At 35.5% G+C, this 17,648-nt stretch carries 19 protein-coding genes and 1 tRNA gene; 11 read left to right on the top strand and 9 right to left on the bottom strand.

The features are described 5' to 3' along the window. Nucleotides 1-297: 297 nt before the first annotated feature. Nucleotides 298-852 carry an SOS-induced cell division inhibitor SulA gene (gene sulA / locus ACYUCW_RS12175; protein ID WP_004247687.1) on the bottom strand — a complete coding sequence of 185 codons (555 nt, stop codon included), beginning with the start codon at nucleotides 850-852 and terminating at the stop codon, nucleotides 298-300. 226 nt (nucleotides 853-1,078) lie between these two features. On the opposite strand from sulA, the gene ACYUCW_RS12170 reads away from it, so the two are divergent. Next, a complete protein-coding gene (locus ACYUCW_RS12170) occupies nucleotides 1,079-1,693 on the top strand; it encodes a TfoX/Sxy family DNA transformation protein (RefSeq protein WP_004251927.1) in 615 nt (204 codons plus the stop codon). A gap of 129 nt (nucleotides 1,694-1,822) precedes the next feature. Here ACYUCW_RS12170 and yccS read toward each other — a convergent pair whose 3' ends face one another. Then, nucleotides 1,823-3,997 (bottom strand): YccS family putative transporter, encoded by a 2,175-nt coding sequence (gene yccS, locus ACYUCW_RS12165; RefSeq protein ID WP_004247689.1) that lies wholly within the window; start codon nucleotides 3,995-3,997, stop codon nucleotides 1,823-1,825. A 115-nt stretch (nucleotides 3,998-4,112) separates the two neighbouring features. Here yccS and helD point away from each other — a divergent pair, with 115 nt between their 5' ends. Beyond that, complete coding sequence (gene helD, locus ACYUCW_RS12160) at nucleotides 4,113-6,164, top strand: DNA helicase IV (protein WP_460408684.1); 2,052 nt, start codon at nucleotides 4,113-4,115, stop codon at nucleotides 6,162-6,164. A gap of 4 nt (nucleotides 6,165-6,168) precedes the next feature. Here helD and ACYUCW_RS12155 read toward each other — a convergent pair whose 3' ends face one another. Beyond that, nucleotides 6,169-6,627, bottom strand: coding sequence for a methylglyoxal synthase (locus ACYUCW_RS12155; RefSeq protein WP_004244689.1), 459 nt, complete (start codon nucleotides 6,625-6,627; stop codon nucleotides 6,169-6,171). Nucleotides 6,628-6,765: 138 nt separating this feature from the next. On the opposite strand from ACYUCW_RS12155, the gene ACYUCW_RS12150 reads away from it, so the two are divergent. Continuing rightward, the gene (locus tag ACYUCW_RS12150) at nucleotides 6,766-7,179 is read left to right on the top strand and encodes a CoA-binding protein (RefSeq protein WP_004247691.1); all 414 of its coding nucleotides are present in this window, start codon (nucleotides 6,766-6,768) and stop codon (nucleotides 7,177-7,179) included. A 64-nt stretch (nucleotides 7,180-7,243) separates the two neighbouring features. On the opposite strand, the gene hspQ is transcribed toward ACYUCW_RS12150, so the two are convergent. Further along, nucleotides 7,244-7,564 carry a heat shock protein HspQ gene (gene hspQ, locus ACYUCW_RS12145; RefSeq protein ID WP_004244691.1) on the bottom strand — a complete coding sequence of 107 codons (321 nt, stop codon included), beginning with the start codon at nucleotides 7,562-7,564 and terminating at the stop codon, nucleotides 7,244-7,246. A 199-nt stretch (nucleotides 7,565-7,763) separates the two neighbouring features. Here hspQ and ACYUCW_RS12140 point away from each other — a divergent pair, with 199 nt between their 5' ends. Then, nucleotides 7,764-8,048 (top strand): acylphosphatase, encoded by a 285-nt coding sequence (locus tag ACYUCW_RS12140; protein WP_004244692.1) that lies wholly within the window; start codon nucleotides 7,764-7,766, stop codon nucleotides 8,046-8,048. A gap of 2 nt (nucleotides 8,049-8,050) precedes the next feature. Here ACYUCW_RS12140 and tusE read toward each other — a convergent pair whose 3' ends face one another. Next, complete coding sequence (gene tusE, locus ACYUCW_RS12135; RefSeq protein ID WP_004244693.1) at nucleotides 8,051-8,380, bottom strand: sulfurtransferase TusE; 330 nt, start codon at nucleotides 8,378-8,380, stop codon at nucleotides 8,051-8,053. A gap of 180 nt (nucleotides 8,381-8,560) precedes the next feature. On the opposite strand from tusE, the gene ACYUCW_RS12130 reads away from it, so the two are divergent. Continuing rightward, nucleotides 8,561-8,648 (top strand) — tRNA-Ser (locus tag ACYUCW_RS12130). A gap of 193 nt (nucleotides 8,649-8,841) precedes the next feature. Continuing rightward, nucleotides 8,842-9,372 carry a GNAT family N-acetyltransferase gene (locus tag ACYUCW_RS12125; protein ID WP_036908197.1) on the top strand — a complete coding sequence of 177 codons (531 nt, stop codon included), beginning with the start codon at nucleotides 8,842-8,844 and terminating at the stop codon, nucleotides 9,370-9,372. Nucleotides 9,373-9,605: 233 nt separating this feature from the next. Here the strand turns inward: ACYUCW_RS12125 and ACYUCW_RS12120 are convergent, their stop codons facing one another. Both ACYUCW_RS12120 and ACYUCW_RS12115 read right to left on the bottom strand, forming a co-directional pair. Next, nucleotides 9,606-9,950, bottom strand: a complete 345-nt coding sequence (locus ACYUCW_RS12120) for a DUF1869 domain-containing protein (RefSeq protein ID WP_052124586.1) — start codon at nucleotides 9,948-9,950, stop codon at nucleotides 9,606-9,608. Between the two features lie 2 nt (nucleotides 9,951-9,952). After that, nucleotides 9,953-10,285 (bottom strand): DUF1971 domain-containing protein, encoded by a 333-nt coding sequence (locus ACYUCW_RS12115; protein ID WP_004247785.1) that lies wholly within the window; start codon nucleotides 10,283-10,285, stop codon nucleotides 9,953-9,955. A gap of 355 nt (nucleotides 10,286-10,640) precedes the next feature. Between ACYUCW_RS12115 and cbpA the strand changes: the two genes are divergently transcribed. From cbpA to yafC, 3 genes are all read left to right on the top strand, one after another. Continuing rightward, the gene (gene cbpA, locus ACYUCW_RS12110; protein WP_004247010.1) at nucleotides 10,641-11,585 is read left to right on the top strand and encodes a curved DNA-binding protein; all 945 of its coding nucleotides are present in this window, start codon (nucleotides 10,641-10,643) and stop codon (nucleotides 11,583-11,585) included. After that, nucleotides 11,585-11,890, top strand: coding sequence for a chaperone modulator CbpM (gene cbpM / locus ACYUCW_RS12105; RefSeq protein ID WP_004247011.1), 306 nt, complete (start codon nucleotides 11,585-11,587; stop codon nucleotides 11,888-11,890). The genes cbpA and cbpM overlap by 1 nt, the downstream gene beginning before the upstream one ends. A gap of 144 nt (nucleotides 11,891-12,034) precedes the next feature. Continuing rightward, on the top strand, nucleotides 12,035-12,931 hold the full coding sequence (gene yafC / locus ACYUCW_RS12100; RefSeq protein WP_036971038.1) for a DNA-binding transcriptional regulator YafC: 897 nt from the start codon (nucleotides 12,035-12,037) through the stop codon (nucleotides 12,929-12,931). A 56-nt stretch (nucleotides 12,932-12,987) separates the two neighbouring features. Here the strand turns inward: yafC and dkgB are convergent, their stop codons facing one another. After that, nucleotides 12,988-13,791: a 2,5-didehydrogluconate reductase DkgB gene (gene dkgB / locus ACYUCW_RS12095; RefSeq protein ID WP_004247787.1), complete on the bottom strand. Its 804-nt coding sequence runs from the start codon at nucleotides 13,789-13,791 to the stop codon at nucleotides 12,988-12,990. Nucleotides 13,792-14,354: 563 nt separating this feature from the next. Between dkgB and ACYUCW_RS12090 the strand changes: the two genes are divergently transcribed. After that, the gene (locus tag ACYUCW_RS12090; RefSeq protein WP_049202010.1) at nucleotides 14,355-15,851 is read left to right on the top strand and encodes a C69 family dipeptidase; all 1,497 of its coding nucleotides are present in this window, start codon (nucleotides 14,355-14,357) and stop codon (nucleotides 15,849-15,851) included. Between the two features lie 78 nt (nucleotides 15,852-15,929). Here the strand turns inward: ACYUCW_RS12090 and ACYUCW_RS12085 are convergent, their stop codons facing one another. Beyond that, nucleotides 15,930-16,826 carry an AraC family transcriptional regulator gene (locus tag ACYUCW_RS12085; protein ID WP_004251900.1) on the bottom strand — a complete coding sequence of 299 codons (897 nt, stop codon included), beginning with the start codon at nucleotides 16,824-16,826 and terminating at the stop codon, nucleotides 15,930-15,932. A 351-nt stretch (nucleotides 16,827-17,177) separates the two neighbouring features. On the opposite strand from ACYUCW_RS12085, the gene ACYUCW_RS12080 reads away from it, so the two are divergent. Beyond that, nucleotides 17,178-17,510, top strand: a complete 333-nt coding sequence (locus tag ACYUCW_RS12080; RefSeq protein ID WP_004247019.1) for an MliC family protein — start codon at nucleotides 17,178-17,180, stop codon at nucleotides 17,508-17,510. Nucleotides 17,511-17,648 lie beyond the last annotated feature (138 nt).

Here is a 17,648-nt window from a genome sequence, read left to right as displayed (position 1 = left end):
TTGCCCTTGGTTAAATTATTGTTAGGAATTCGATGCTTTCATCAAATGATGATCCCCAAAAACGGGATTTAAAGCATAACCTTAACGATATAAAGTCTACAATGAACTTAAAAAGTTACAAGTATCCCTTTAAAATTCGACTTAAAATTTTAAAAAGATCGGCCGTTATTCACAATAAGAATTATTCTATATTTTTGTTAAATTTCTTGTAACCATATGATTTAAGTTACAATTGATTATGACTTATCTTAAATGATAATGTTGCGTTATGAGTATTAGGAAAACTCTTAAATTTCACTAATGGTAGTGATTTGAATGAATTTTTATCGAGTTTAAATGTCGTTTAGAGGAATTATTGTTTTCTATTTGGATATGATTACTGTTTTGTTGTCGCATGATAAAACCTAACGCTTTACCGATGCTGGCAGCGTATTCTAATCTTTTCATCTCTTCTGACGATATTTCTGGTAACCAACCCAATACTACACTGTAGTTTCCACTTAGTAGCGCTTTCTCCATTAATTCCACAGTATTAATTGAATCAACATGATTGAGTTGAATGATTTTATTCAGGGGTAAGCCGGTTTCTTTTAACCAACTACGATTTAATTTTTGTTGTGGACTTAACCACAGTAACCAACGTGATTCATGGCTATACTGTTTTAACAGAGGTAGTAAGATGTGGTTAATCATCAAGGGATTTTGGTAAAGCAGTTCACTTACCATGCCTTGTCTATTATCGGGCATTGTTGTTGTAATTGCATCGGAGGCCATAGAGAGAGGTAATACCTCAGTAGAGATCTCTTGGAAAAGGCCATTTTGTCTTGCCAAAGATGATGTTGAGAGTTTCATATTTACCTCGTTCAATATGTACTGTATGTATATACAGTATACCTGAGTTTCACTTAAATCAAGATCAATTTTTTGAAAGTTGCTCTCAAAATTTATGTAAATTCATATTTTTGAGCGGGTAACTATTGGCAAAAAAAGGACATTTATTTATTGTCTTAACCATCAAGAATACAGTCATATATTTGAATTTTAAGATAAAAAATATTTTTTGTGGTTTGGAGATCTGATGTCAATTTTACCTGAGCAAAGGAAGGCTCATTTATTATCGCGCGTAGCGGAATATGGAAAGTTAAGTAAGAAGTCTCAATTCGGCGGTTATAGCTTAATGGTTGATGAGGTTATCTTTGCGATTACTGCTGATAATGAATTTTATTTAAAAGGGAGTGGTTTTGTTGAAACACTCTATAAAGCAAACAACATGGATGCATACGTCTATCTAAAAAAAGGTATCCCCATTACATTGCGCTATTATCGTATTACGCAAGCAATATGGCGTAATAGCGCTAAGCTCAATCAATATATCGATTTTGCATATCACTATAGTACTCAGGAGTTTTTAGGGCAGCAAAAGCAGCCTCGTCGTATCAAAGATTTACCCAATTTGGGCATAGCATTAGAGAAAAAGCTGAATCAAGTTGGGATTAACCGTATCGAGGAATTACGTACGATCGGTGCGAAGGCATGTTATTTAAAACTGATTGCGCAACCTAAGCAAGGAAATAGCGACTTATTGCTTGCGTTAGCAGGTGCTATTGTTGGCTGTCATCGCTCTGTGTTACCTAGTCAATTAAAAATGGAATTGTTAAATTGGTATAAAGAGTTATCCGTTAAATCCTATTAAACTACAGTACTCGGACTTGAGTACATTAGAATGAACAGGAATAACGGAATAAGAGCAAACTTAAGCCAATAGAGTCTGTTATTTTCTCTAAGGTTCTAATAGAAATTAGAGAAAATAACTTTTTATCCATCAAGCTGTAGCTAATTTATCTTTATCGTTTTGCCATTCTGTTTGCTCAATTAGCTCAATGCAATTGACAATTTGTGGCAATAAATCCAGTAACAAGCGTATTTGCGTTAACACTAATTGAATACGGGCGTTATCTGAACTTGGTTGTGCATTAACACGTGCGATAAGTTGATCGTGAGATTGTATAAAATCATTATCTTGTGGTTTTTTACGTCTCAACGCTGAATCAATATAACAGACAGTATCATTAAGCAGGGTGAGTACTGCTTCATCTTCAATTTTGCAACGATGAACACCTAACGCTGAAATATAGCTCAGTAAAGTATGATTTAAACACAGTAATTTAAATGCTTCTTCTTGAGAGGTTTGAAAGCTTTTAGGCTCTGATGACATATTAGAAATTAAAGATGCTAACTCACCATCACTGCTATGTGCATTACGGCGTGCAATACGATAATTAACGCTATTATCTCTTCCTTGATAATACTGAATGAGGATCGCATCAAGATAGTAGCAGTTATTGGTCATGGTTTTTTGGATGAGCAATGGCAACTGACGGAACTTCCAATCCGGCCAAATAAAACTGACTGCGAACCAGGCAATGGCACATCCAATTAACGTATCAATGATCCGCGGTAGTGCGACATCATAGCCTTCACCTAATAAATTAAAACTCAATAAAACGAGTAGGGTAATAAACAAAGTGGCATGAGCGTATTGTACGGTTCGGAAAGCAAAAAAGAGCGTACCTGTCACAACAATAAGCACTAATTGACCTTCGATGGAAGGCACAAAATAGAGAATAGGGAAACCAATTAAAATACCAATAATAGTGCCACTGACCCGTAATGTTAATCGTCTACGTGTCGCATTATAGTTAGGCTGACAAACAAACAAACTGGTTAATAAAATCCAGTACCCTCGATGCAAATCAAAAAACTGGATGATCACATAACCTATACATAAGACAAGTGACATTCGTACTGCATGTCTAAATAGAGCTGATTTTGGTGTTAAGTGACCTTTTATTCTTAGCACGATATCTCGCCACCCAGTAAGCCCTTCATCAGATAACTGAGTTTCTTCTTTTTGGTCATGAGAGATTTGATATTGCTCTGTACTAATACTTTTTAATAAAGCATCGATGCCCTGTAAGTTTTGTAATAAATTATAGAGTGGCGCAATAATTTGTGGATCAGAAGTACTGTTTTTTACATTATTAAGTGCATTTTCTAAATGAGTGATTGCACGTTCAAAATGAGGATTATGTTGGTACTTTTTATGCCAAAGAATAGATTGAGCGACTTGTTCGCAGGCTCTTGCTTGCATTGACAGTAAGCGCTGAAAGCGGAAAAGGACATCACTGTGGCGTAATCTATCACTCAGTAATTGATATTGAATATGAGAAGAGCTGGCCCGTTCATGAATATCTTGAGCCACAAAGTAATAATGCAATGTGAAACGACTGCTACGCTGGCCCCTATCACCTTTTAAACGGCTTAGTAATGTTAGTTTAGTTTGGCTCATTGCCTCAATTAACTGATTATTAGCCAATGCCAAGTTATACAGTAATTGCTGTTGATCACCTTCAATATCGGGATCAAATAATGCGGCCTTGGCTTCTAGATAAGCGGAAAGCTGCTGATAATAACGCGTAAGGCTATCTTGAACGGGACGAATAGGGAAAAGTAGGTGACCAATTAAGGTAAGCAAATTATACCAAATCGCGCCTAAAAGGAGCCAAATAGGTTGTTCATGCCATTCTGGGAAAATCGGCATACCTAACATGGTATAAATAGCGATTAATAGCGCACCAAAGGCGATGGTAGCATAACGCTGACCCAAGGCGCCTAATAAAATAAACCCCCAAGTGGAGATAGCAAGACCACAAAAGAATAAAATAGGGTAAGGGTAGAGTAATCCGATAGATGTTGATGCTAATAAGAAACAACATAAGGTGATCACAAGGTTTCTTAAGCGGCCCACAAGCCTATCATCTAAGTCAGTTAATGCGGCTGCGACAACACCTAATGTAAGAGGTATAGTATATTTTGGTTCTTGTCCTAAAGCCCATGGAAATAAAGTCGTTCCCGTAAGTGCGATTATTATGCGAATATAATATAAAAAGTGGCTATTATAGATAAATCGGCGGGCGCCATTAAACAAATTGAACACAAAAAGCCCTTAAATAAACAAGATGGAGATAATTACCTCTTAGAATATAGGGTTTATTACAGATAAAAAAGAGTTTAACGACAGACTATTTGTTATTTATTGTAGGAATTACAGAATGGAACTGAAGTCAACCCCAATGGGACAACGTTTAGCTCAGCATCCTTATAACAGGGTAAAATTGTTAAATGCGGGTATTGAGGTCAGTGGTGAAAAGCATCAATATTTAATTCCTTTTAATGAATTGATCGACATTTTTTGTAAAAAAGGCATTGTGTGGGGAGAGTTAGAGTTTTTACTGCCCGACAATAAAGTGGTTCGTTTGCATGGAACGGACTGGGAAGAAACGCAACAATTTTACCGCTATCTTTATCAAACTTGGCAAATATGGAGCCAAGAGATGAGTGAGATAACGGCGCAAGTACTTGAAAAGCAACTCTCTTCTATCCAAGATATAATTCAAAGCGATAAATGGATAAAACAAAACCAGTTAGCCGGTATTCAACAGGCTATCCAAGAAAGTTTTTCTGCTATTCCTCTTCCTCTGGAACGACTTGCTCAATTTGATAACTGTAAGGTGCATTATCAACGCTGTTTACAGTGGTTACAGAAAGGTAAGGCATTAATTGTGCAAGAAAATGAGCAATGGATCACCCGTATGTTGACAGAGCATGCGGAGTTTTTTACTACCATTGAAACATCGCCTTTAAATGAATCGCAATGTAAAGCCGTTATCAACGGTGAAGATAATATATTGGTATTAGCGGGTGCTGGTAGTGGTAAAACGTCGGTACTAGTGGCAAGAGCGGGGTGGTTGTTACGTCGTAAACTAGCAACCTCTGAACAAATTCTACTATTGGCTTTTGGACGTAAAGCCGCTGAAGAGATGAACCAACGTTTATCTGAGCGCTTAAACGCTGATATTACGGCGAAAACCTTTCATGCATTGGCATTATTTATTATCCAACAGTCAACTAAAAAACAACCCAAGATCAGCGAATTAGAAATCAATAGTGAAAAGAGAAGAACACTATTGTTAACGCAGTGGCGTGAGCAGTGTCAGCAGAAAAAAGCACAAGCGAAAGGCTGGCGTGAGTGGTTATCTGAAGAGCTAGCATGGGAAATCCCTGATGGGGAATTTTGGCATGATAAAAAATTAGAAAATCAAGTTGCCGTAAGGTTAGAGCGGTGGATCAGTTTATTAAGAATGCAAGGTGGTAGCCAAAAAACAATGATTGATTCTGTGCCTGCAGAATATACGGATGCATTTAAAAAGTGTTTAAAACTATTAGCACCACTGTTAAAGGCATGGAAAACCGCATTAAAAGAAGAGAATGCCATTGATTTTTCAGGGCTATTACATCAAGCCATTAATCTGATAGAAAAAGGGCGTTTCGTCAGTCCTTGGAAACATATTCTGGTGGATGAATTCCAAGATATTTCACCACTAAGAGCAGCACTATTAAATGCGTTAAAACAACAAAATACACAAACTTCATTATTTGCAGTTGGTGATGACTGGCAAGCTATTTATCGCTTTAGTGGGGCTGAATTATTACTAACAACAGCGTTTCATCAATCTTTTGGTGATGGTGCTGAGTGTGTATTAGATACCACTTATCGTTTTAATTCGACTATAGGTGACGTTGCCAATACATTTATTCAACAAAATCCTAATCAATTAGCTAAGCCTTTAAATAGCTTAACAAAAGGTAATAAAAAAGCCGTTGTATTATTGCCGGATGATCAATTAGAAAGTTTATTAAATAAAATGAGTGGTTATGTCAGTGACGATGAAACGATCCTTTTATTAGCGCGTTATCATTACTTACAACCTGATTTATTGAAAAAGGCGAAAACGCGCTGGCCCAAATTAAAATTACAGTTTATGACTTTTCATGCTTCAAAAGGTCAACAAGCTGATTATGTGATTATATTAGGTTTACAATCGGGTAAAGACGGATTTCCAGCTCCGGCAAGAGAGTCGATTATAGAAACCGCTTTATTACCCCCTGTTGAAGACTATCCTGATGCTGAAGAGCGCCGATTAATGTATGTGGCATTAACAAGAGCAAAAAAACAAGTATGGTTATTATTTAATAAACAACAACCATCTTGTTTTGTGTCAGAATTAAAATCTCAAGGTGTCCCTACGCAAAAAAAACCATAAGGCATTATTTTAAACGTTCTTTTAAATAACCTTCATAGTCGGGAATTTTAATTTTTGACTCTTGTGAAAAAAGAGGGGACGAAATAAGAAAATTAGCCGTCGCACGATTGGTTGCTACGGGAATATTCCAGACTGTTGCTAGGCGTAACAGCGCTTTCACATCTGGATCATGAGGAACGGCATTGAGTGGATCCCAAAAGAAAATAAGAATATCAATTTTCTTTTCTGCGATCATAGCACCAATTTGTTGATCACCTCCCATGGGGCCACTTAACATCTGAGTGACCTCTAATCCTGTATGGTGATTAACCAGATTTCCTGTTGTTCCTGTGGCAAATAACTTATGGTGAGAAAGCTGTTCACTGTTGTTTTTAACCCATTCAAGCAATGAGCTTTTACAGTGATCATGTGCAACTAACGCAATATTTTTTTCTGTGGCGAGTGTGCGGTCAATTTGTTCCATTTGCTACCTTTAAAAATAAATACAGTTATTATTCCAGTTGTCAACATACCTTTTTTTATCTTACAAGCTATGAGCGGAACAAGATACTATGATGTATCATAAGATTTTCAATCTTCCTGCTGATAACGGAGCATATAAATGGTTGATTCAGAGATTTATGACATTCTAAGAAGTGTCAAAACAATTGCACTGGTTGGTGCAAGTCATAAAGAAGATCGCCCTAGTTATAAAGTCATGAAATTCTTATTAGAGCAAGGCTATGAGGTGATCCCCGTTAATCCGGGTATGGCAGGGGAAACAATATTAGGCCAGCAATGTTATGGTCATTTGCAAGATATTCCTGTGGCGATTGATATGGTAGATGTATTTCGTCAATCAGCAGCAGCGCTCGAGATTGCCAAAGAAGCGATTAAAATTAATGCTAAAGTTTTATGGTTACAGATAGGTGTGATCAATGAAGAAGCAAAAGCATTAGCTGAACAATCGGGGTTGCGTGTGGTTATGGATCGCTGTCCTAAAAAAGAGATAGAAGCCCACGGATTGCCTTGGTAATAGGCAGAGTAAAATCGCCGAAATGTATTCGGCGATTATCATTAAGGTTAAGAATGGAAGAAAATTAGTTTCTTAATCGCGGGGCCTGTAATTGGTTGCGGATTGATTGTGACAACTCATCCATTGAGTCATTATCTAAATGCTCATCTGAGAGTTCATAAGTTATTTGAGCTTCAGCTAAATAGGTATGAACCGGTTGTCCTTCATCATCTTCCATGACAACATGATACCAAGGCGCTGATCGCAAGGTCATATTAGATGCAATATCATCCTCGTTAGGTTGATCAAGGGAATATTCAGCATCCACATCAACAACTACACCTAAATAACCGAGTAGTTTATGTCTAACCTGCTGGCCTATTCCAAATTTGCTGGCGATCATCATTTATCACCTCCGTAAAACCTTGCTTTATTAATTTCTGTATATGAGGGCATAAAGTGAAATTTCAAGGTGTAACAAAATTAAACACGTCGTTATCCAGTGTAAATGCAAACCTCACAAAATCAGATTATCTATTGTATAAAGAAAAGACAACAATCTTATCGGAATTTTTGCGTCACATGTAAGTTTGGAGGGTAGGTAAATGAAGGTTGGTAGAGAATATATTATTCAAGGTCGTGTACAAGGTGTCGGTTTCCGCTTTCATACTTATCAATGGATGAAAAAGCAGCCTATTACGGGTTATGTGTGGAATCGTGATGATGGCAGTGTGGGGATCAGAGCTTTTGCTGAAGAGCAGGTACTGAGAAAAATAGAAGATTGGTTGGCTGCTGGAGGACCAATAGGGAGTAAGATTGTATTCTGGTCGGCAACACCATGCCAATATGAAGAAATGGCAGACTTTTCAATCCGCCATTATGCATCTTAGTATTAAATACATTTGACAGGTTTAGGTAAGCCCGCGAGCTTCGTTGCCTGTTTAGCAGGACCTTTAGGGAATAAGCGATATAGATAACGGCTATTGCCTTTTTCATCGCCATATTTTTGTGCTAATGCTTTCACTAACATTCGGATCGCCGGTGAGGTATTAAATTCTAAATAAAACTGGCGCACAAAACGGATAATTTCCCAATGTTGCTCTGTGAGTTCAATTTCTTCAAGTTCAGCTAATATTGGCACCATCTCTTCGGTCCATTCATTGCTGTTTTTTAAATAACCGTGACTATCTGTCTCGATTTGTTGTCCGTTAAATACAAACATGTGTTTCTAACCAATCAAAAATAATCGTTTAATTTAGCAAAAATAACCGCAATACCCAAGTCTAATGCGTAAATCGTTGATAAATTAAGCTGTTAAATCAAAGGACGTTTAAAATTACGCCAAACAAGACAATAAGGGCTTTACAATATAAGCGTGGATGTTTATATTGCTCCCCATTGCGGAGGGGTGGCCGAGCGGCTGAAGGCAGCGGTCTTGAAAACCGCCGATGGGAAACCATCCGAGAGTTCGAATCTCTCCTCCTCCGCCATTTCAATGTCTTCTAGCGTCTCCTGAAGTCTCCTTAACTTCCTTTGATCCACTAAAAACAAATTTCCTAGTCAACAGTTTTATTCATAATTATTCAAATTTCTGTTTGTATAAAGAGTATTGAGCATTATTGTAACCTCTAAATATTTCGAATAGATTATGGTTGAATATATTTACGACTGGGGACACTCAATATGATGATTTATTGTTATGATGACAAAATAAGTGAAATTAAAATAGAACAACTCACCAAATTGTTATATAGATGTGTCCTTGGTGGGGCAAGTGTTGGGTATACTGACGCAGAAACTCAAATAGATGATATGAGAAATTATTGGCTTAGTGTTAATCACTCATTATCAACAAATACGTTTAAATTAATTACTGCAGTGATTGACGGACAAATAGTCGGTGTTGTTGGTCTTGAATTATGCACTAAACCAAATGGCAAACATCGTGGGGAGATTTGCAAACTATTAGTATCCCCTGATCATAGGCATAAAGGAATAGCACAGCAATTGATGCAAAAGGCTGAACAAATAGCATGGGAGAGAGGGATAACACTTTTAACTTTAGATACCATTACAAAAGGTATGACGGTGAGTCTATATCGCTTTCTTGGTTGGCAAGTTAGTGGTGAAATTCCTGAGTTTGCTCAAGCAGTTGATGGTAAGTTTGAGGCTACAACCATTATGTTTAAACTTAAGCCTGAGAGTAATAGTTAAATAAAAATAAGTTAATGTCATTTTGCTATATATGATATTTTTCTAAATACACCAAAATAAGCCCCAGTCCTAGAGCTTATTTTTAAATTAACGATTAAAAAATTTAATTATTAATAATCGTTAATGTACTAAATGATGAATAAGATATTGTATTCATCATTTAGTAGCTTATTAACTCTATTTCCTTTATAGAATGAGATAGTGACTGCTTTAATTGTTGATTAATTTTTAATTTACCAACCACAAACATTGGCTTCTTCATCCATATCATAACCACGGACGATATTGATTAAATCTTTAACCATTAGACTCGCCATATCAGGATCAAGTAAATCTTTTATCTCGCATTCTTTATCCACTGAAACACCATTATTTTTATTGGTGAGCGTTAAAGTCAGCGCTTGGGCTGAGAGATCTATTTTGCCCTTTAATTCGTTAGTTAATAACAAAATTTCTTTAGCGGCAACATCAGGAATATAAAGTATCTTAGGATTAAGGAAGATTTTCTCTGCTTTATCATCACTGTTATCACAAATAAGTGTCAATAAATAACCTTTATTATCATTTTCCATAGTCATTTTTAACCTTCAGCAAGTATTTTGGGGTCAACATAAAAGTCGATATTAAACACGGTGTCTTCAGTTTGTGCTTCAATTCTGTGCCAAGTTTCTGGTGGAAATACACCAAACTCACCCTCCTTAATCACTAAGGTTTCGGTAGGCTTTGGGCTATATTGATCGGCATAGGCATAATAAATAATAGTGCCTTGCATCACGGATAATCTAGGGTATACCCCTTGCTGGGTGCCTTTGTCTAAATGTCTCTCCCAGATTGATTTAGGGGCTGTCTCCCTTGTCCAAAAAGGCGTTGTTCGTATATGAATATAGTTTGTGGGAATAATGATACGTTTCATTGCTTCTCCCTTATTATTGCCAGTTATTTTGTTGCTTTTTCTCTTAGTGAAAATAAAAAACAGAGATAAATCACCTGATAAATTATTTCTTCTTTGACCAAAATTTACCGCCAATAAAGAAGTATTTCAAATGCAATTTAATGATATTTAGATGATTAGTTATTCGATTTAGCTCTAACTATTTGTTTTTATTTATTTAAAAATATTTTAATAAATAAAAAATTTTTTAAGTTTAGCCTTCTAATAAGCTTAAATAGGGATTTATGAAACTTATTTTGGTTAACAAAAAAGCGTTCTCTGTCCTATAATCTATAGATGTAGGGTATTTAATGTTTAACATAATCGAGATATCACTATGGAATTAAAGGATTATTACGCCATTATGGGGGTAAAACCCACTGATGACATGAAAACAATTAAAACTGCTTATCGCCGTTTAGCGAAAAAATATCACCCAGATGTAAGTAAAGAGCCAGATGCTGAGGAGCGTTTTAAAGAAATAGCGCAAGCTTGGGAAATTCTTGGTGATGAACAGCGCAGAGCTGAATATGACGAACTTTGGGCTCACCGCAATGATCCGAAATTTAAACAATTTACACAGCACAACAATTCACATTCAAACCAACAAAGTTTTAGTCAGGAAGATTTTGACGATCTTTATGCTTCTTTCTTTGGTCAAGGTTCACCTTTTGAAGGGCGCCATTCACGTCAAGCACCTAGACAACGTGGACAAGATCTAGAAATTGAATTACCGGTTTTTCTTGAAGAAGCACAAGAAGAGCATAAGCGTACCATTAGCTATCATTTACCGGTTTATAATGTCTTTGGCATGATAGAGAAAGAAATTCCTAAGACCTTGAATGTCAAAATTCCTGCCGGTGTTGTTGATGGACAACGTATTCGTTTAAAAGGCCAAGGTACTGCTGGGGAGAATGGCGGAGAAAATGGTGATTTATGGCTAACTATCCGTATTGCACCTCATCCATTATTTGATGTAAAAGGGCATGATCTTGAAATTGTGGTTCCTATTGCACCTTGGGAAGCCGCATTAGGTACTAAAATTGCTATTCCTACACTTAAAGATAAAATTTTACTTACTATTCCTCCCGCTAGTCAGGCAGGTCAACGCCTGAGAATTAAAGGAAAAGGCTTAGTAAGCAAGCAAAAAAGTGGTGATCTCTATGCCATTTTGAAAGTCGTCATGCCACCTAAAGTGGATGAAAAAACACATTCATTATGGCAACAACTCGCCGAAGCCCAAGCCGATTATAATCCACGTAAAAACTGGGAGAATAAATAATGGCACAATTAACAACAATATTTACTATGACTGAGCTTTGTCATCATACTGGTGTTTCCAAAGAGGAACTTCAAGAAATTGTTGAATTAGGGGTTATTGAGCCTGTAGAAATTACCACACAGGAGTGGTTTTTCAATGATGATGCAGTTGTTGTTGTACATCGGGCGTTAAAACTTCATCGAGAGTTAGCATTGGATTGGCATGGTATTGCAATCGCCTTGACATTGTTGGATGAAAATGAACGATTAAAGCAAGATAATAAACAACTTCGACAACAGCTTATGCGCTTTATTAATAATGAATAAAGTGTCAGATAATATATCGCTAATTGCTTGAGAAAAACTAACTATAAAAATATAGAAATAATTTTTTAAAGCAATTAGCGTATATATTATATAATAAGAGTGATTCGTTATTAGGTTATTATTCACTCGTTTCTAAGGTCAATAATGAAAGCCACCTCAGAAGAAGTCCAAGTTTTTATTGCAGTGGTTGAAAGTGGTAGTTTTACACGTGCTGCAGAAAAATTAGCATTAGCCAATTCTGCTGTTAGTCGTACAGTAAAAAAACTTGAGTCAAAGCTAGGCGTTAATTTATTAAATCGGACTACGCGACAATTGAGTTTAACGGAAGAGGGGGAGCATTACTTTCATCGTATGCAAGTTATCTTACAAGATATGAAATTAGCTGAAGATGAATTAATTAATACACAAAAAACACCACAGGGTCTATTACGTATTGATGCCGCAACGCCGGTTGTTTTGCATCTACTGGTGCCTTTTATTAAACAATTTCAGCAAAAATATCCTCAAATAACCCTCTCTTTAGTTTCATCTGAAACATTTATCAATCTTATTGAACGTAAAGTAGATATCGCGATTAGAGTCGGTAATTTAACGGATTCCAGTTTACGGGCAAAACCACTATTGAATAGTTATCGGAAAATCGTTGCGACCCCGGACTATCTCGCCCGTTATGGACAGCCTAAAATCGCAGAAGATCTGCTTGACCATACTTGTCTAACTTTTACTGAACCAGTATCACTAAACACATGGCCTATTGAGCGAGAGAATGGACAATTATTAGAAGCTCCTATGGGAATATCGTCGAATAGTGGAGAAACGATAAGACAATTGTGTCTCGAAGGTAATGGTATTGCTTGCCTTTCCGATTTTATGGTGGTTAATGATATCGAAAATGGTCGATTTATCGAATTATTCCCCGATAAGCTGCAACCTATAGCTATGCCTTTTAATGCCGTTTATTATAGTGAAAAAGTGGTTAGCCAACGCATCCGTGTATTTATTGATTCTCTGAGTGAGTATATTGCTAAAAAAGTAGGTTAAGATATATAGGTGATAAAAATAATATCACCTATATTACGATTTAAATTGGTTAATCATTAATCCCAATGAGGCGCTAAACCTTCTGGGCTAACTAAACGATCATGACAATCTAACTTTGCAATCGCTTGTTTATCTTCACTATCCAATTTGATATTTACGCTGAGTAAATTACTGGCTAAATTTTCACGTTTTGTTGAAGATGGAATAACAGAATAACCTTCATTCATAGCCCAAGCTAAAATGATTTGTGCTGGTGTTGCATTGTGTTTTTTAGCAATGGTTTGTATTGTTTCATCTTTTAATGCTTTGCCGTAAGCTAGAGTCATATAAGATGTAATATGAATGCCATGCTGTTTAGCCCAATTTACCACTTTATGATTTTGTAAATAAGGTGATAATTCGATTTGGTTTGTTGCGATATTTTCAACACCAACGGCAGCAATAGCTTGTTCCATTAATGGAATGGTAAAATTTGAAATACCAATTTCTCGCGTTAATCCCATCTGTTTCGCAGCTAATAACTCTTGCATAAATTCTTTAACAGAAACTGCATCATTTGGTGATGGCCAATGTACTAGAGTTAAGTCAACATAATCTGTTTGTAAATCACTTAAGCTTTGTTTCAAACTAGGAATTAATTTATCTTTACTTAAATTTTCTACCCAAATTTTTGTTGTGATGTAAAGCGCATCGCGAGATATACCACTTTCTGAAATAGCTTGTCCTATAGCAGCTTCATTTTCATAAATTTGTGCTGTATCAATAGCACGATAACCTAGTTCTAGTGCAGTTTTTACAGAATTTATAACCGCATCGTCTTTTAAACGAAAAGTACCAAGACCTAAAACGGGAACACTCATACATCTCTCCTGAAAATGGTAATAATAGTAGGGGAATTAAGTTGATATTTGTGACACCTTATTGGGTGTCTCATCGTCATGGTGGACAGTATAGTCTTTTTTATTGTTCTAAAAACAAGCTATAAAGCAAAAGACTTTTGTGATAAAAGCAATAATCAAAAATATCAGTTTATAGGGGATAAAAAGTTCTTGGTATAAACATAATTAAAAATAAAATAATAAATTTATAATTATATTTTAGGTAAATAAATACGTTTTTTTATTAACGATATATCATATGATTATATTTTAATACACAATTCAACCAACATAGTTTGCGATATTTTTTAATATTTGACTACATCATATAATATTATTTGATTTTATATGCACTATAAAAAATGGTTGTTAGACTGATGCGATTTTTATTTTTTAAATAGTTAATCATTGAGATGTTAATCACGGTAATTGATTGTTTCTCATTGCTAATATTCTGCAGACCAAAAAATATCAAGTTTTTTACTCTAAAATAGAGATAATTAATTGAGATATAAATTATAAATAACAAGCAAATGAGGCATTATATGTTTTTATTTAAAAAAGCTGTTATCGCTTTGTCAATTAATATCGCATTAGTTTCTTCGGCTCTGGCCTGCACAACGTTATTAGCAGGGAGTGAAGCAACTAATGATGGCTCTTTGATTGTAGCTCGTAGCGCAGATAGTGATGCTTTAAAAGCACAACATTTTGTTATTCATCCAGCCAAAAATAATCAGACTGGTATTTATAGCACTCAAGCCCATCATGGCGCTAATAACTTTACTTATCCACTACCTAAACACTCATTACGTTATACCACTGTACCTAATTGGAAAACTCAATTGCATGGTGCAACGGGTTTTAATGAGCTAGGCGTTGGGGTGAGTGGTACAGAATCCATTTTTGCCTCACCTAAAGCATTGGCGTTCGATCCTTATGTTGAAGATACGGGGATCACTGAAGATGATATTCCAGATATTTTACTCTCAAGGGCAAAAACTGCCCGTGAAGCAATTGAATTACTGGGAAACATCATCGAAACACAAGGTGCGGGAGAAGGGTTTGGGGTTGCCGTCGTTGATAAAAATGAGGTGTGGTACCTAGAAACAGGTACAGGTCATCAATGGATGGCGCAAAAACTACCAAAAGATAAATATTTTGCGACGGGTAATCAAGGGCGTTTACAGACTTACCATACAGATAGTAATGATAATTTAGGTTCTAAAAACTTAGTTGAGTTTGCAATAGAAAAAGGACTTTATGATCCTGCCACTGATGGCGAATTTAATTTTTCTAAAGCCTATACGCGTGATGATGAACGTGATCTCACTTATAATTACCCGAGGGTTTGGGTTATCCAGCAACAATTTAACCCTTCTCTGAAACAGAATGTGGCAGATGGTCGTCAATTTGCACCTATGCTGACACCGGAGAAAAAAGTATCAGTAGAAGACGCCAAAGCGATGTTACGCAACCATTTTGACGGTACAGAACATGATCCTTATACCAATGGATTGAATGGCAATGAACCATGGCGACCAATAAGTGTGTTTCGTACTTATGAATCTCATGTGATGCAAGTAAGACCTGAATTACCGCAAGAGATTGGTGAAGTGACTTATGTTGGTTTGGGAATGGCTGATCTAACCGCTTTTGTTCCTTATTACAGTGGATTAAAAGCATATCCGCAACACTATGCTATTGGAACAGATAAAGCAGATAATGACTCTATCTATTGGAAATATCGTAAGTTACAAACATTAGTAATGACAGATTATCCTCAATTTGCTCCTATTGTTAAAAAAGCATACCAAGAATGGGAAGCTAAAACAGCATTAGAACAAAAAGAAATGGAGGCTAATTATTTGTCAATGAGTAAAAAGAATAAAGCAGCAGCGGATAACATGCTGAATGAATTTAACTTACGTGTAATGGCTGATGCAGAGCAACTAACTGAAAACTTAACTAATCAACTCTTTACTCTTAAAACTAAAAATATACAAGATGAGATCTTTTTTGCTAATCAATCTAAAAAAGATTAATTACTTTAACGTATTATAAATATTAAAAAGATCTCAAGATGCGTAATCAGATTGAGATCTTTTTATTTTTATTAGCGACTAAAGAACAGGAATATAGTAACTAATTTCTTGTAGATGCTGCTCACTATGGCCGATTAACTTATCATAGCTAACCGATTGTTTTAAGGTATAGCGCTCAATATCTGGACCAGATCGACGTAGCAAATTCATCTTTGGTAATACTTTGGTATAGACAGTATAAATGATATCATCATACCCGGTGAGGGAATCTAAAATATTATCCATCTCAAAAGTAATAACTAAATATTTCCCATTGGGTAATTCTACTTTAGACATAGTGGAAATATTAGCAGAGCTTGTTAATTGTTCTTTACTTACTGCTGTTGTATAAATATAAGTCGTATCATCTAGCGAGCCTGCAGAAGCACGATGTGTGGCATACATTTCTGTAGGGATGGTATGTATTTCTTTTAAAAACTTCTTCCAGAATTCTTTTCTAAATTTTTTCTTATCATAATTCCATGCTGAAATATTTTTATTGTATTGATGAGCCATACCTATCAACTCTTTAGAAGGCAAGGTCATTACTTCATATTTTGCTTTAAGTTCAACAGTTTCTAATGCTGGAAAGATAAGTTCACTAATATCCCAACCTTGCTTTTTCCTATATTCAGAAGGGGTGATATTAAATTGTTTTTTAAACGCACGACAAAACGTTTGTTGCGAATCAAAATGGTATTTTAAAGAAATATCTAAAAGGCTACTACGAGTGATCCTCAACGCATAAGCGCCACAAGATAAACGGCGTGCTAGGACATATTTGCCTAAAGATATTCCTGTATATGCTTTAAATAAGCGCTGGAAGTGCCACTTGGTATAGCCTGATTTTTCAGCAATAATATCTAATGATAAACGTGAATCTAAGTTTTGCTCGATCCAAACAATGATATCTTTAACTACATTTTCTTGAAGCATTGATCTTCCCACTATTTCACTTTATCGATATTATTAGATTAATCTATTGAAAATTAATCAAATTATTATTTGACAATAATATCATATTAGGCAGATTCTGTTACTCTAATTAAGGTAAAAGTTAATAACAATAATGTAAAGTTATGTATTTGAGTTGGTTTCTCCTTAAAAATTAAGCTAGTAAAACTAATCTAGACTATTATACAGTGTGAAATAATTGCTTAGAAAATCGCTTATTTCTTTATATTCCCCCTATAATTAAATACGGAGATATCTTATTTTTTATTTTATAAAAGCTATCTAACCTAATTGGACTAACCATAGTTACTTTAATTATTTTAGGAGATGTAAATGCGTAAATTACTTTCTATCTCTGCAATTGCTTTATTAACTTCAATTATTGCAACACCTGCATTAGCTGCTAAAACAGAAACTTACGACTGTGAAGGGCAAAAAATCAGAGTTTCTTTCCCTAATGATGATTTGGCCGTAATGGATTATAATGATGAATTAATCGTGTTAAAATCTGCAGTCGCTGCAAGTGGTGCGCGTTATGTTGGAGAAAGTTTCCAACTGTGGGGTAAAGGTAGTGAAGAGTTTAATTTAGCGACGATGTCAGAAGATGAAATAGTCAATGATCGTATTGCTGAAGATACAGGGCGTACTTGTAAAATAGTAAAATAATTTAATGATTATTTATTGAGATAAAGGCGAGCTAGACTCGCCTTTATTTTTAAGTAGTTATATATTTTTTATCGGCAGTTTGTTAGGATATCTAAATATTGATTATTTTATCTCAGATAAAATATAACTGTATAAATC

Source organism: Proteus sp. MB838, from assembly GCF_054767435.1.
This window is presented reverse-complemented; position numbering and strand designations above follow the sequence as displayed.

Excerpts from the sequence above, each read along its gene's own strand:
- sulA (WP_004247687.1), bottom strand. The coding sequence starts at position 852 with ATGAAACTCTCAACATCATCTTTGGCAAGACAAAATGGCCTTTTCCAA.
- ACYUCW_RS12170 (WP_004251927.1), top strand. The coding sequence starts at position 1,079 with ATGTCAATTTTACCTGAGCAAAGGAAGGCTCATTTATTATCGCGCGTA.
- helD (WP_460408684.1), top strand. The coding sequence starts at position 4,113 with ATGGAACTGAAGTCAACCCCAATGGGACAACGTTTAGCTCAGCATCCT.
- ACYUCW_RS12155 (WP_004244689.1), bottom strand. The coding sequence starts at position 6,627 with ATGGAACAAATTGACCGCACACTCGCCACAGAAAAAAATATTGCGTTA.
- ACYUCW_RS12150 (WP_004247691.1), top strand. The coding sequence starts at position 6,766 with ATGGTTGATTCAGAGATTTATGACATTCTAAGAAGTGTCAAAACAATT.
- hspQ (WP_004244691.1), bottom strand. The coding sequence starts at position 7,564 with ATGATGATCGCCAGCAAATTTGGAATAGGCCAGCAGGTTAGACATAAA.
- ACYUCW_RS12140 (WP_004244692.1), top strand. The coding sequence starts at position 7,764 with ATGAAGGTTGGTAGAGAATATATTATTCAAGGTCGTGTACAAGGTGTC.
- tusE (WP_004244693.1), bottom strand. The coding sequence starts at position 8,380 with ATGTTTGTATTTAACGGACAACAAATCGAGACAGATAGTCACGGTTAT.
- ACYUCW_RS12125 (WP_036908197.1), top strand. The coding sequence starts at position 8,842 with ATGATGATTTATTGTTATGATGACAAAATAAGTGAAATTAAAATAGAA.
- ACYUCW_RS12120 (WP_052124586.1), bottom strand. The coding sequence starts at position 9,950 with ATGACTATGGAAAATGATAATAAAGGTTATTTATTGACACTTATTTGT.
- ACYUCW_RS12115 (WP_004247785.1), bottom strand. The coding sequence starts at position 10,285 with ATGAAACGTATCATTATTCCCACAAACTATATTCATATACGAACAACG.
- cbpA (WP_004247010.1), top strand. The coding sequence starts at position 10,641 with ATGGAATTAAAGGATTATTACGCCATTATGGGGGTAAAACCCACTGAT.
- cbpM (WP_004247011.1), top strand. The coding sequence starts at position 11,585 with ATGGCACAATTAACAACAATATTTACTATGACTGAGCTTTGTCATCAT.
- yafC (WP_036971038.1), top strand. The coding sequence starts at position 12,035 with ATGAAAGCCACCTCAGAAGAAGTCCAAGTTTTTATTGCAGTGGTTGAA.
- dkgB (WP_004247787.1), bottom strand. The coding sequence starts at position 13,791 with ATGAGTGTTCCCGTTTTAGGTCTTGGTACTTTTCGTTTAAAAGACGAT.
- ACYUCW_RS12090 (WP_049202010.1), top strand. The coding sequence starts at position 14,355 with ATGTTTTTATTTAAAAAAGCTGTTATCGCTTTGTCAATTAATATCGCA.
- ACYUCW_RS12085 (WP_004251900.1), bottom strand. The coding sequence starts at position 16,826 with ATGCTTCAAGAAAATGTAGTTAAAGATATCATTGTTTGGATCGAGCAA.
- ACYUCW_RS12080 (WP_004247019.1), top strand. The coding sequence starts at position 17,178 with ATGCGTAAATTACTTTCTATCTCTGCAATTGCTTTATTAACTTCAATT.